12 protein-coding genes and 1 tRNA gene are annotated in these 12,813 nt (G+C 63.1%); 6 read left to right on the top strand and 7 right to left on the bottom strand.

Annotation, left to right across the window (positions count from 1 at the left end; genetic code table 11):
• Positions 1–17: 17 nt before the first annotated feature.
• The 5 genes from K728_RS0104500 to aceE all read right to left on the bottom strand — a co-directional run bounded on the left by K728_RS0104500 (position 18) and on the right by aceE (position 6,688).
• Positions 18–263: an acyl carrier protein gene (locus K728_RS0104500; RefSeq protein WP_019482900.1), complete on the bottom strand. Its 246-nt coding sequence runs from the start codon at positions 261–263 to the stop codon at positions 18–20.
• An 83-nt stretch (positions 264–346) separates the two neighbouring features.
• Complete coding sequence (locus K728_RS0104495; protein ID WP_024475984.1) at positions 347–1,399, bottom strand: beta-ketoacyl-ACP synthase III; 1,053 nt, start codon at positions 1,397–1,399, stop codon at positions 347–349.
• Positions 1,396–2,361, bottom strand: a complete 966-nt coding sequence (locus tag K728_RS0104490) for an ACP S-malonyltransferase (protein WP_024475983.1) — start codon at positions 2,359–2,361, stop codon at positions 1,396–1,398. The genes K728_RS0104495 and K728_RS0104490 overlap by 4 nt, the downstream gene beginning before the upstream one ends.
• Positions 2,362–2,457: 96 nt before the next feature.
• The gene (locus K728_RS0104485; RefSeq protein WP_019482897.1) at positions 2,458–3,693 is read right to left on the bottom strand and encodes a PucR family transcriptional regulator; all 1,236 of its coding nucleotides are present in this window, start codon (positions 3,691–3,693) and stop codon (positions 2,458–2,460) included.
• Between the two features lie 256 nt (positions 3,694–3,949).
• Positions 3,950–6,688 carry a pyruvate dehydrogenase (acetyl-transferring), homodimeric type gene (gene aceE, locus K728_RS0104480; protein WP_019482896.1) on the bottom strand — a complete coding sequence of 913 codons (2,739 nt, stop codon included), beginning with the start codon at positions 6,686–6,688 and terminating at the stop codon, positions 3,950–3,952.
• Positions 6,689–7,036: 348 nt separating this feature from the next.
• Here aceE and K728_RS0104475 point away from each other — a divergent pair, with 348 nt between their 5' ends.
• The 6 genes from K728_RS0104475 (at position 7,037) to gndA (ending at position 11,109) form a co-directional block, all read left to right on the top strand.
• Positions 7,037–7,456: a DUF3052 domain-containing protein gene (locus tag K728_RS0104475; protein WP_019482895.1), complete on the top strand. Its 420-nt coding sequence runs from the start codon at positions 7,037–7,039 to the stop codon at positions 7,454–7,456.
• A gap of 1 nt (position 7,457) precedes the next feature.
• A complete protein-coding gene (locus K728_RS0104470; RefSeq protein ID WP_019482894.1) occupies positions 7,458–7,940 on the top strand; it encodes a peroxiredoxin in 483 nt (160 codons plus the stop codon).
• Entirely contained in the window at positions 7,940–8,875 is a 936-nt protein-coding gene (locus K728_RS0104465; RefSeq protein ID WP_024475982.1) for an NAD-dependent protein deacetylase, read from the top strand. Before K728_RS0104470 ends, K728_RS0104465 begins: the two co-directional genes overlap by 1 nt.
• Before the next feature lie 87 nt (positions 8,876–8,962).
• Positions 8,963–9,038 (top strand) — tRNA-Val (locus tag K728_RS0104460).
• Between the two features lie 103 nt (positions 9,039–9,141).
• A complete protein-coding gene (locus tag K728_RS0104455) occupies positions 9,142–9,480 on the top strand; it encodes a DUF732 domain-containing protein (protein ID WP_024475981.1) in 339 nt (112 codons plus the stop codon).
• A gap of 189 nt (positions 9,481–9,669) precedes the next feature.
• Entirely contained in the window at positions 9,670–11,109 is a 1,440-nt protein-coding gene (gene gndA, locus K728_RS0104450) for an NADP-dependent phosphogluconate dehydrogenase (protein ID WP_019482890.1), read from the top strand.
• A 91-nt stretch (positions 11,110–11,200) separates the two neighbouring features.
• On the opposite strand, the gene epsC is transcribed toward gndA, so the two are convergent.
• Both epsC and cysK read right to left on the bottom strand, forming a co-directional pair.
• Positions 11,201–11,788 carry a serine O-acetyltransferase EpsC gene (gene epsC / locus K728_RS0104445; RefSeq protein ID WP_019482889.1) on the bottom strand — a complete coding sequence of 196 codons (588 nt, stop codon included), beginning with the start codon at positions 11,786–11,788 and terminating at the stop codon, positions 11,201–11,203.
• Between the two features lie 23 nt (positions 11,789–11,811).
• The gene (cysK, locus tag K728_RS0104440; RefSeq protein ID WP_019482888.1) at positions 11,812–12,747 is read right to left on the bottom strand and encodes a cysteine synthase A; all 936 of its coding nucleotides are present in this window, start codon (positions 12,745–12,747) and stop codon (positions 11,812–11,814) included.
• Positions 12,748–12,813 lie beyond the last annotated feature (66 nt).

The raw sequence follows: 12,813 nt of genomic DNA, 5'->3' as shown, positions 1-12,813 counted from the left end.
CCGGAAGGCTGAACTGCTTAAGCCTGCGCGCCGGAGATGAAGTTGACGGCGTCGCCGACGGTCTTCAGGTTCTTGACCTCTTCGTCGGGGATGCGAACGCCGAACTTTTCCTCGGCGTTGACCACGATGGTCATCATCGAGATGGAGTCGATGTCCAGGTCATCGGTGAAGGACTTGTCCATCTCAACCGACTCTGGTGCAAGACCAGTTTCCTCGTTGACGATTTCGGCCAGTCCGGCCAGGATTTCTTCGTTGCTAGCCATGGATGGCTCCTTTTCTTGTCTAGCCGGATCAATGACCCGACATGGTTAATCAAACCGCGGTTGACGGTTTGGCTTGGGGAAAACTAGGGGAGTACTACCACCTGTGCGCCGAACACCAACCCGGCGCCAAAACCGATCTGCAGCGCAAGACCGCCACTCAGGGCGGGATTTTCCTGCAGCATGCGGTGCATGGCAAGTGGAATGGAGGCGGCGGAGGTATTTCCCGCATCTACGATATCGCGAGCCACCTCGACATGCTTGGGAAGCTTGAGTTGCTTGACCATTTCATCGATGATGCGGATATTCGCCTGATGAGGGACAAACGCGACCAGGTCGTCAGCTGTGACCCCGGCTTCGTCGAGAGCACGTTGTGCCACCTTGGCCATTTCCCAGACAGCCCAACGGAAGACGGTCTGCCCGTCCTGGCGCATGGTGGGCCAGGAGGCCTTCGGCGCGTCGTCGAGGGATCCACCCACTGCGGCAACCGAGGCCAACTCGGCATCCCGGATGTCGAGGAGCGAGTGGGACATCCGGATGGCCTGGTGCTTGCTGCCATCGGAGCCCCAGACGGACGGACCAATCCCGGCGCTGTCGGCAGGACCGATCACCACCGCGCCGGCCCCGTCGCCCAGCAGGAAGGAAATAGTGCGGTCTGCGTTGTCGATGAAGTCCGACAGCTTCTCAACGCCCACCACCAGCACGTACTCGGCGGTTCCGGCGTGCACCATCGCATCAGCCTGCGCAATGCCATAGCAATAACCTGCACAGGCTGCGGAAATATCGTAGGCCGGCGCCGGAGTTGCTCCCAACCGGTCGGTGAGCTGGGCGGCTGCCGAAGGGGTGGCATAGGGGTGGGTCACGGTTGAGACGAGAACGGCGTCGAGCTGGGATGCCTCAATGCCAGCGTTCTCCAGAGCGCTTCGCGCAGCGGCTTCGGCCATGTCGATCACACTGGTGTCCCGGTCGGCGCGATGCCGCGTCACAATCCCGGTCCGCTGCCGGATCCACTCATCAGAAGAATCTATCCACTGACAGACGTCTTCATTGGTCACAATGACATCGGGGCGGAAAGCCCCAATACCGAGGATGCGGGTGTGCTCGCGCAGTGGAGCTTGCTTCAAAGCCGGGGCGTTCACGAATGTCCTTCTGCGATGGGGGAAATGACCGGATCCGGTGTACGGGAATGCTCATCAATGAAGGCAGCCGCAGCATCAAGATCCTCTGGCGATTTTACGGCCAATGTGGGGGTCCCGCGCATTCCGCGCTTCATCAGGCCGGTTAAAGTACCCGCCGGCGAAAGCTCGATCACTCCGGACACACCCATCTGTTCCATCTGGGCCATGCAGAGATCCCACCTGACCGGCCGGGATACCTGGGCGATCAGACTGTCCAGATTGCCCTCCCCGGTGACCACCGGTGCCCCATCAAAGTTGGACAACAGGGTGGCGGCCGGTGCCATCGGCATCAGGGACCCCCTCAACTCCTGCAGCGCTGTCGCAGCCGGGCTCATGTGATGAGTGTGGAAGGCGCCCGCCACCTTGAGGGGGATGACTCGGGCCTTGGCTGGCGGATCGGCTGTCAAAGCCGCGAGCTGCTCCAGGGTGCCGGCAGCGACTACCTGGCCACCACCATTGCTGTTCGCCGCTGTCAGGCCGTGCCGCGCAAGTACGGTGGCGACGTCGTCGGGATCTCCACCCAGCACTGCACTCATACCGGTGGGAACGACCGCAGCCGCCTCCGCCATCGCTGTCGCTCGGACGCGAACAAATGTTACGGCGTCCTGTTCGGACAATGCACCGGAAATGGCCGACGCCGTCAGCTCGCCGACCGAGTGACCGGCGACAACTGTCGCTGCAGTCATTGGACGATTGGCCAGCAGTACACGGGCTGTCACCAAGCCAGCAGCAACAATCAGGGGTTGCGCCACCGCCGTGTCCTTGATCGTTTCCTCATCGGACTCGGTGCCGTGCCGGATGAGATCCAGACCGGCCTGGCCGCTGAGGGAGTCGAGATGATCAGAGACGCCCGGAAGTTCCAACCAGGGGCTCAGGAAACCGGGCGTTTGGGACCCCTGACCGGGGCAGACGATTGCAAGCACTTTTCAAGCTTTCCAAACTGGGAGAGGTTTATTGGGTATCCCGGTGCACGAAGCTCCGGGGGTCGCTTTGTAGGAAGTCTACAACGAGGGACCGGGTTACGGACGAGTAACAGGGCGCTCGGCCGGCCCTGGCGATGGTTGGGACAGTCTGCCCACCACGAGCGCCGTCTGCAGAACAAACGCCTCACGGGGGAGCAACGGATCCCATCCGGTGATGTCGCAGACCCGTCGTAGCCGGTAGCGAACGGTGTTCGCGTGGACGAACAACGCGCGGGAGGTTGCCTCAAGCGAATGCCCCAGATTGAGGTAGGAGGACAGGGTCTCCTCGAGGCCATTCGACGCACCCACCAGCGGACGGTAGATGTTGCGAATCAGCGCCTTTCGCGCCGTGTCGTCGCCGGAGATGACCCGTTCGGGCCACAGGTCGTCGGCAGCAACCGGGCGTGGCGCGGCAGGCCAGGCGCGCGCCGCGGTCAGCCCGGCGAAAGCCGCCTGCGCTGAGCTGCTCGCGGCCACCAGGGATTCGGATTCGGGTCCGTACACCACAGGCCCCGGCCCAAACAGATCACTCAAACGGCTGTAGGTGCTTTCGTTATTCTCCACCCCGCCGAGGACGAGGATCAACCGGTCGCCCTGGATTCCCACCAGGGTGTCTTCGGCGATTCGATCGGTGGTGCGCCGCAACTCGTTGAGGAATAGGGCGTTGGGCTCCGGCGGGGAACTGCCTACCATGACGGTAATTCTGGCCTGGGACTGCCAGCCCACTGCGGCGATCCGTGAACGCAAGGCGTCCGAACTTTCCCCGCGGAGGATGGCGTCGACCACGAGTGCTTCGAGCCGGGTGTCCCAGGACCCACGGGTCTCAGCGGCCCGCGCGTACACGTCGGCAGCAGCAAATGCCACCTCCCGTGAATAGCGCAGAACGGCTTCGCGGAGTGCGCCCTGGTCGGCGTCAGCTGCCAGGTCAGGCACCCGGTCCTCGACCACTTGAACCACTACGCGGATTAGTTGCAGCGCCTTCTGCAGGCTGATTGAGCGGGTGAGCTCGGTTGGCGCGGTGCCAAAAACGTCGCTGAGGACCCAGGCCGGCGAAACCGGGCGCTGATACCAGTTGACGAAAGACGCGATTCCCTTCTGCGCCACCAGTCCCAGAGCAGACCGCTCATCCGGACGTAATCCCCGGTACCAGGGCAGCGACGCATCGAGTTGCTGCAGGGTGGCGGTTGACAGGGCGCCGATCTTCGATTTCAGCCGCTCCACCGTGTCCGGGTCGGCTACAGGGATCTGAGCCCTGCGGGAACTGGGTGGAAAGGGGCGTTCGGACACAGGCATGGGTTGAGCATACGTCCCCTCGGCCTCAGGCTCCATTTTGTGCGGAGGCTACAAACACCCCGCCAGCACGCCACCCACCCAACAGAAACGGCCCTGGGCCTCAGATCCGCCGGTTGCAACCGGCAAACCTGAGCCCGAGGGCCGTTTCTGACTCGAGCGAGCGACTGTGCCCGCCGACGCTGTACCTACCTAGGCCGTGTCAGCCCGCCGGCGTGTGCCTGCCGACGCCGCCGCAGTTGCTAGCCCACTGTGCGGGCTAGCTGTCCCCGCCGGTGTTGCCGGTGGTGCCGGCGTTCACATCAAGCAGCTTGTACTTGTCGATCGCTTCGGCGGGCGCTCCAGCGTCCACCTCCCCGCGGCGTGCCAGCATCTCGAGGGCTCGCACCACCACGGAGTGGCTGTCGATCTTGAAGAACCGGCGTGCCGCGGCCCGGGTGTCGGAGAAACCGAACCCGTCGGCGCCGAGCGTCGCGAACTCGTTCGGCAGGAACTGACGCACCTGGTCCGGAATAGCCTTCATGTAGTCGGTCACTGCCACGATCGGACCGGTGGCGCCTTCGAGTTGCTGGGTGATGAACGGTACCCGGGCATCTTCGGACGGGTTCAGGAACGCGTCCTCTTCAGCCGCGAGCCCGTCCCGGCGCAACTCGTTCCAGGAGGTCACCGACCACACGTCAGCGGAGACACCCCAGTCGTCAGCGAGAATCTGCTGCGCTTCCAGGGCCCACGGCACCGAGACTCCGGAGGCAAGCAACTGGGCGCGCGCTCCGTCGATCTTGGCCGGCGACAGCAGATAAATGCCCTTGAGGATCCCCTCGACGTCGAGCTCTTCCGGTTCCTTGGGCTGCAGGATCGGCTCGTTGTAGACCGTGATGTAGTACATCAGGTTTCGGTCCTCTGACCCTTCGCCATACATGCGCTTCAAACCGTCCCGCACAATGTGGCCGATTTCGTAGCCGTAGGCCGGATCGTAGGTGACCACTGCCGGGTTGGTGGAGGCCAGCAGTGGGGAGTGCCCATCAGCGTGCTGTAGCCCTTCACCGGTCAGGGTGGTGCGGCCCGCGGTGGCCCCGATGATGAACCCGCGGGTCATCTGGTCGGCTGCAGCCCAGTAGGAATCGCCGGTGCGCTGGAAGCCGAACATCGAGTAGAACACGTAGACGGGGATCAACGGTTCGCCGTGGGTGGCGTAGGCAGTTCCGGCGGCGGTGAACGCTGCTACCGAACCAGCCTCGTTGATACCTGCGTGCAGGATCTGCCCTTCGACCGACTCTTTGTAGGCCAGGACGAGGTCCCGGTCCACCGACAGATAGTTCTGCCCATTCGGGTTGTAGATCTTGGCCGTCGGGAAGAATGAGTCCATCCCGAAGGTGCGTGCCTCATCAGGGATGATCGGCACCACCCGGTTGCCGAACTCCTTGTCCCGCATCAGGTCCTTCAACAGCCTGACGAACGCCATGGTGGTGGCAGCCATCTGCTTCCCGGAGCCCCGCTTGGCTACCTCGTAGGCCTTGTCGCCCGGAAGGGTAATCTCCGTGTGCTTGTTCCGGCGCTCGGGGACAAAGCCGCCCAGTGCCTTGCGGCGGTCCAGGAGGTACTTGATCTCGGGGGCATCCGCACCTGGGTGGTAGTACGGGGCGTTGTAGAGGTCGTCGTCGATCTGCTCGTCGGAGACGGGGATTCGAAGGTGGTCCCTGAACGCCTTCAGGTCTTCCGACGTCAGCTTCTTCATCTGGTGGGTCGCATTGCGTCCCTCGAAGTGTGGTCCGAGACCATAACCCTTGACCGTCTTGGCCAGGATGACGGTCGGCTTCCCCTTGAACTCGGTTGCGGCTTTGTAGGCGGCGAAAACCTTGCGGTAGTCGTGGCCACCCCGCTTGAGCTTCCAGACGGCGTCGTCGCTGTAGTCAGCGACCATTTCCTTGGTCTGCGGCGTCTTCCCGAAGAAGTGCTCGCGGACAAATCCACCGGATTCTGCCTTGTATGTCTGGTAGTCGCCGTCGGGCGTGGAGTTCATGATCCCGACGAGAGATCCGTCCTCGTCCTTCTCCAGCAGCTCGTCCCACTCGCGGCCCCAGACCACCTTGATGACGTTCCAGCCAGCGCCCCTGAAGAACGCCTCAAGTTCCTGCATGATCTTGCCATTACCGCGCACCGGCCCGTCGAGGCGCTGCAGGTTGCAGTTGATGACGAAGTTGAGATTGTCCAGCCGTTCGTTGGCTGCAAGCTGCAGCAGGCCGCGCGACTCCGGTTCGTCCATTTCGCCGTCGCCGAGGAACGCCCAGACCTGCTGGTCGGAGGTGTCCTTGATGCCACGGTTGTGGAGATACCGGTTGGACTGGGCCTGGTAGATCGCGTTCATGGGGCCGATGCCCATGGACACGGTGGGGAATTCCCAGAACTCCGGCATCAGGCGCGGGTGCGGGTATGAGGAGAGGGCATGGCCCTCTTTCGACTTCTCCTGTCGGAATCCGTCGAGGTCTTCCTCGGTCAGGCGTCCCTCAAGGAAAGCCCTGGCATACATCCCGGGGGAGGCATGGCCCTGGAAGAACACCTGATCGCCACCGCCCGGGTGGTCCTTGCCGCGGAAGAAGTGGTTAAAACCGACTTCGTAGAGCGTGGCCGCGCCCGCATAGGTGGAGATGTGGCCGCCGACCCCGATTTCGGGGCGCTGAGCGCGGTGCACCATGACGGCTGCATTCCAGCGCATCCAGGCGCGGAACTTGCGCTCGATCTCTTCGTCACCCGGGAAGTCGGGTTCCTGGTCCACCGGGATGGTGTTCACGTAGTCCGTCGTTGTCACCATCGGCACACCGACGCTCCGCGCACCGGCACGCTGCAACAGCGAACGCATGATGAATTGGGCCCGTTCGGTGCCCTGGACCCGGATCAGCTCATCGAGGGATTCAATCCACTCGGCTGTTTCTTCCGGATCACCGTCCGTGCCGCCGGCCAAATTGCTTAGAATCTCCGGTCCACCCTGCTCTACAGCCACGCCAAACCTCTCCCACTTCGCAGATGATTTCTGCGATGCTCAAAACTGCCGCAACGGAGCTGTACTCCGAAGCCTGTCTGTAGCCACAATCCAAGATTGTCAGGATCGTGACGGATCACTTAGTTACTCTAGCCGCGACGTGCCGGGGATGCGTAGCCGGGACAGGGTGACAAGCGGCTCAGCGCGGCGAAGACCGGCTATAAGGTGTAGGTATGCAGGCAATAGACCGCTGGAAACCCGTGCTGGCTTGATGCATGGCGTTAAAGGGTGTTGGCTGGTAATAATGCATATCAACGTAACTAGTGGTCCCATCCCCAGGATGGTCCACAGTCTTTCGGGAGGACAACAGTGAGCGAGGCCGAAGCCGCCACAGCGGATACCGTGGCGGGCAAGTTGGGTTTCAAGGACGGGGACCTGCTGCAGGAACTCGGATACGACGAGGATGTGGACTTCGATTTCCGCGCCACCCTCGAAGATGAAACCGGATCGGAATTGCTCACGGAAGACGATCAGGACGTTGTCGACGGTGTGCTCCTCTGGTGGCGTAGCGACGACGGCGACCTGGTCGACGCGCTCGTGGACTCCCTGACCTGCCTCGACGAGGGCGGCACTGTGTGGGTACTCACCCCCAAGTCCGGACGCGACGGCTACGTTGCTCCCTCCCTGATCCAGGAAGCCGCACCAACCGCTGGACTGCACGCGACGTCGTCGGCCGGTGTGTCAAAGGATTGGGCAGCCACCCGTTTGGTCAGCCGACGGAAAAGCTAGCATGACCGGGCTCCCGGCAATCGGCGAGCCAGCGCCGGACTTCGCACTGTCAAATCAGTTCGGCGAAACAATTCGTCTTGGCGACCTGCGCGGGACACCAGTCGCGCTGGTGTTCTACCCCTTCGCCTTCTCGGGTGTCTGCACCGGTGAGCTCTGCGAGTTGCGTGACAACCTGGCCATGTTCGACGACGACGGCGTCCGCCTCCTCGCGGTCTCGGTGGACTCGAAGTACACCCTGCGGGCCTACGCCGAAGAGCAGGGCTTCGGCTTCGATTTACTGGCGGACTTCTGGCCGCACGGCGCCCTCGCAATCCGATACGGGGCCTTCGATGCCACCCGTGGTTACGCCGAGCGGGCCACCTTCCTGATCGACCCGGACGGGGTCATCGCAGCGACCTTCAGAACCGAACTCGGAGCCCCTCGTCCGCTTCGGGCTTATCAGACGGCACTGACCACTCTTGCCGCACCGGTGCAACTCTCCTGATGACCGCCAACGCTCCCGATGCCAAAGCCCCTAAAGGTTTAGGGTTGACTGGTTTCGCCAGCGGCGATCCTGTGGCCACCGGCCAGGACCTCACCGCAGAGCAGGGGAGGGCGATGGGGGCGGTAGTCGAGTTGCTGAGCGGCCACCGACTGGCGGTGCTGACCGGGGCCGGACTCAGCACAGATTCGGGGATCCCCGATTATCGCGGCCCAGATTCGGTTCCCCGGAGCCCCATGACCTATCAGCAGTTCGTCGGGGACGAACTACTGCGGCGCCGCTACTGGGCCCGGAACCATGTGGGCTGGCATCATCTCCGTCACGCGGACCCCAATCCCGGACACCTGGCGTTGGCAACACTCGAGGCGCGGGGTCTGCTGTCCGGGCTGATCACCCAGAACGTTGACCGGCTCCACTCGGCCGCTGGTAGCGCCGAGGTGATCGACCTGCATGGCACCTACGACCGCGTGGTATGCCTGCAATGCCGGACGCAATACAGCCGCGCCGAGATCGCCGTCCTCCTTGAAGCACTCAACCCCGGTTATCTGGAGCGTGAGTCCGACGCCGGGGACGTGGCACCCGACGCCGACGCCGACGTCGACGACACCGGCGATTTCGTCATGGCCCCCTGCCCCAACTGCTCAGGCATGCTGAAACCAGACTTTGTGTACTTCGGAGAGAACGTGCCGAAGGACAGGGTTGCCGAGGCCTACCAGGTGGTCGATGCCGGCGATGCCCTCCTGGTGGCCGGATCGTCGCTGACGGTAATGAGTGGACTGCGTTTTGTACGACACGCATCGAAGGCAGGCAAGCCGGTGGTAATCATCAATCGGGGTAAGACCCGAGGCGACGATCTGGCCAATCTCCTAGTGGACATCGGGGTGTCGGAGGCGTTGACCTTCCTCGTCGAATCCCTGCCGGACCTAGAGCGCCGTTAGCCCGGCGGCGATTGGCATTCTATTTGGAATGCCAGTAGAGTAATTCTTCGTTGGTTGGCCGGTCCAAGGACCGCCGGCAACGTGTTCGGGTCTTTAGCTCAGCTGGTAGAGCGCCACGTTTACACCGTGGATGTCATCGGTTCGATCCCGGTAGGACCCACCACCGAAAACCCCGTCATCTCAAGCGACAGAGCTTGAGAAGGCGGGGTTTTTCCATTGCCAATCACCTACGGCCTTGACAGCGGGCGGGCAGGAGCCATCGGGCTATGAACCGGAGAACAACGAACCAGGCCGCCAGCGCGGCCATGCTCTGTCTGCTGGCTGGGCTGGTGGGCTGCGGGTCAGCCGGCGGACCCGCCAGTGCTGCCACTTCCCAGGAACGGTTTCTCACCGAATTGCGCCAGACGGCACCCGACTCAGCGTACTCAAAGGACGAACAACTCCTCGCCACCGGTCAGCAGGTCTGTGAGGAGCTGGCGGCTGGAACCGACCTCGAACAACTCGGCGCCCGCAACCCGGCGGAGAATCTCACCGACGAAACCGTCGAACGGATCCGGATCACCCAGGCCCTCGCCTCCCAGCACCTCTGCCCTGACGCCGTCTAGGGGCCCGGCGCTGGCTTGGCGACTCATCAGTGCAAATGCTGAACGCCTGATCGTCACGATCCGACCCCGTCTAGCCACTGGGCTACCGGCAGTAATAGGGTGAAAGCACTGCTTCGTAATACGGGGCTAGCCAGCTGTCCGCGTATCGGCCCGCCTCAGTGGGGGCACAAACCCAGTATTGGAGACTTCATGAGTGCACAGATCGGTGTCACAGGCCTTGCGGTCATGGGCGCAAATTTGGCCCGCAACCTTGCGCGTAACGGTTACACCGTTGCGTTGCATAACCGCTCGATCGAGAAGACCGACGTCCTGTTGGAGAAGCACGGCCACGAAGGTGACTTCATTCGCACCGAATCCCTGCAGGAACTCGTCGATTCTCTTGAAACGCCGCGCCGGGTGCTGATCATGGTCAAGGCTGGCGGCCCGGTGGACTCGGTAATCGGCCAGCTCGAGCCGCTGCTCGAAAAGGGCGACATCATTATCGACGCCGGTAACTCGCACTACGAGGACACTCGCCGCCGGGAAGCTGAGCTGGCGACCAAGGGCCTGCACTTTGTGGGCGTCGGTGTCTCCGGGGGCGAGGAAGGCGCACTGCTGGGCCCATCGATCATGCCGGGCGGCTCCCGCGAGTCCTACGATTCGCTGGGACCGATGCTCGAGAAAATCTCCGCCAAGTACAACGACGAGCCATGCTGCCGCTGGATCGGCACCGACGGGGCCGGTCATTTTGTAAAAATGGTCCACAACGGCATCGAGTACGCCGATATGCAGGTCATCGGCGAGGCCTACGACCTCCTGCGGTCGGGCGCTGGCATCGAGCCAGCCGAACAAGCCAGGATCTTCACCGAATGGAACACCGGCACCCTCTCATCGTTCCTGATCGAGATCACCGCCGAGGTGCTCGCCCACACCGACGCCAAAACGGGCAAGCCCTTCGTTGACGTCGTCGTCGACTCTGCGGGCCAGAAGGGGACCGGCCGCTGGACAGTGGTTTCGGCGCTCGAACTGGGCAGCCCGACGTCGGGCATCGCCGAGTCGGTGTTCGCCCGAGGTCTGTCGTCGCAGCGTGACCAGCGTGCCCAGGCACAGGAGATCCTCGCCGGCCATGAAGGGTCCGTGGAGCTTCCCGAGACCTTCGTCGAGGACGTTCGGTTGGCTCTGTACGCCTCCAAACTGGTCAGCTACGCGCAAGGCATCGATATGCTCACCGCAGCGGCCAAGGAGTACGGCTGGGAGCTGAAGCTGGATGAGATTGCTTCGCTGTGGCGTGCCGGTTGCATCATCCGGGCCGAACTGCTGGACGACATCATGAAGGCCTACGCCACCGCTGACGGTCAACCAGCCAACCTGCTGCTTGCCCCGGCCTTCGCCGAATCCATCGCCGGAGCGCTTCCGGCCTGGCGCCGGGTCGTCTCGACCGCCGTCCAGCTCGGCATCCCGGTGCCGGTGTTCTCGGCGTCGCTGGCATACTATGACGGGCTCCGTCGTCGACGCCTGCCTGCAGCCCTCACCCAGGGCCTGCGGGACCTGTTCGGTGCCCACACCTACAACCGGGTGGACATCGACGGCACCTTCCACACTCTCTGGGGCGAAGACAAGTCGGAAATCGAAGCCGTCGACACGCACTAGAACACCACTGGTCACGGCAGCACCGGTACGTAGCGGCTGTTAACTGAGGATTGGCCCGGCAAATTNCGGGCCAACCCGCTTTAACGGTGCGCTAGATGTACAGTGCCGGATCGATGTACTCCGCCGGGTCAACGGCCGGAAGGTTTTCCCGCGCCGAATCGCGATGCCGGTAGGTCGCCGGGATGCCGGTCGCAATTGAATCGGGCGGCGTGTCCTTGACGACGACGGCGTTGGCGCCGATGGCGCTTCCGGCGCCGATAGTGATCGGTCCGAGCACCTTCGCGCCAGCGCCGATCGTGACCCGGTCACCGATGGTTGGATGCCGTTTGACCTTTTCGAGGGACCGTCCACCCAGCGTAACGCCCTGATACAACATTACGTCCTCACCGATTTCGGCCGTCCCGCCGATCACCACACCCATGCCGTGGTCGATGAAAAACCGCCGGCCAATGGTCGCTGCGGGGTGGATTTCAATCCCCGTCGCCGCCCGGGCCAGCTGCGCCAGCAGCCGGGCCGGGAACCGTAGACCGGGTCTGGCCCACATCCGGTGCGTCAGGCGGTGCACCCAGATTGCGTGCAGGCCGGAATAGACCAGCCCATTCTCGAAGGAACCCCGGGCGGCCGGATCGTGTTCGCGGGCCGTCTGAAGATCCTCGTGCAGTCGCGCTAAAAAACTCACAGACTACTTTCTGTTGAGGGGTGTTAGCCCCTGATGTCGTCAAACAGGACAGTTGAGATGTAACGCTCACCGAAGTCGCAGACCACAGCCACAATGAGCTTACCTGCGTTCTCCGGCCGCTTGGCGAGCTCCAGGGCCGCCCAGACGATGGCGCCGGAAGAGATGCCACCGAGGATGCCTTCCTGGGTTCCGAGGGCGCGTGCAACCCGTACCGAGTCCTCGACGGAAGCGTCGATAACCTCGTCGTAGGCGTTCCGGTCAAGAATTTCGGGGATGAAGTTGGCGCCAAGGCCCTGGATCTTGTGGGGGCCCGGGGCTCCACCATTCAGGATCGGCGAATCGGCTGGTTCCACCGCGACGATCTGAACGCCAGGCTTGCGTTCCTTGAGGACCTGCCCGACGCCGGTGATGGTTCCGCCGGTGCCAACACCCGCCACAAAGATGTCAACGGCACCGTCGGTGTCTTCCCAGACTTCCTCCGCAGTGGTGGCGCGGTGGATGGCCGGGTTGGCTTCGTTGGCGAACTGCTGGGCCCAGATAGCGTTCTCGGTGGTCGCCACAATGTCCTTGGCCTTGTCCACGGCGCCACGCATGCCCTCGGACCCGGGGGTCAACACAATCTCGGCGCCATAGGCACGCAACATCACCCGGCGTTCGGTGGACATCGTCTCGGGCATGGTGAGCAGCACCCGGTAGCCGCGTGCAGCGCCCACCATGGCAAGGGAGATGCCGGTGTTACCGGAGGTGCCTTCAACGATGGTTCCGCCCGGCTTGAGCGCTCCTGCCTTCTCGGCGGCGTCAATGATGGCCACCCCGATCCGGTCCTTGACGCTGTTTGCGGGGTTGTAGAACTCGAGCTTGACGGCGACCTGGGCGTCGAGGCCCTTGGTCAGACGGTTCAGGCGCACCAGGGGGGTGCGACCTACCAGTTGGGTGACGTCGTCGTAAATTTTTGCCATGGGTACCTACCTAGGTTGGAAGTCGGGACTTGTCCGCCGGATGCTCCGGTGCACGCTGGGATTCAG

The sequence above is a fragment of the Arthrobacter sp. CAL618 genome (assembly GCF_000468215.1).
Lineage (GTDB): Bacteria > Actinomycetota > Actinomycetes > Actinomycetales > Micrococcaceae > Arthrobacter_D.
Note: the sequence above shows the minus strand (reverse complement) of the source record. Positions and strands in the feature narration are given on the sequence as shown.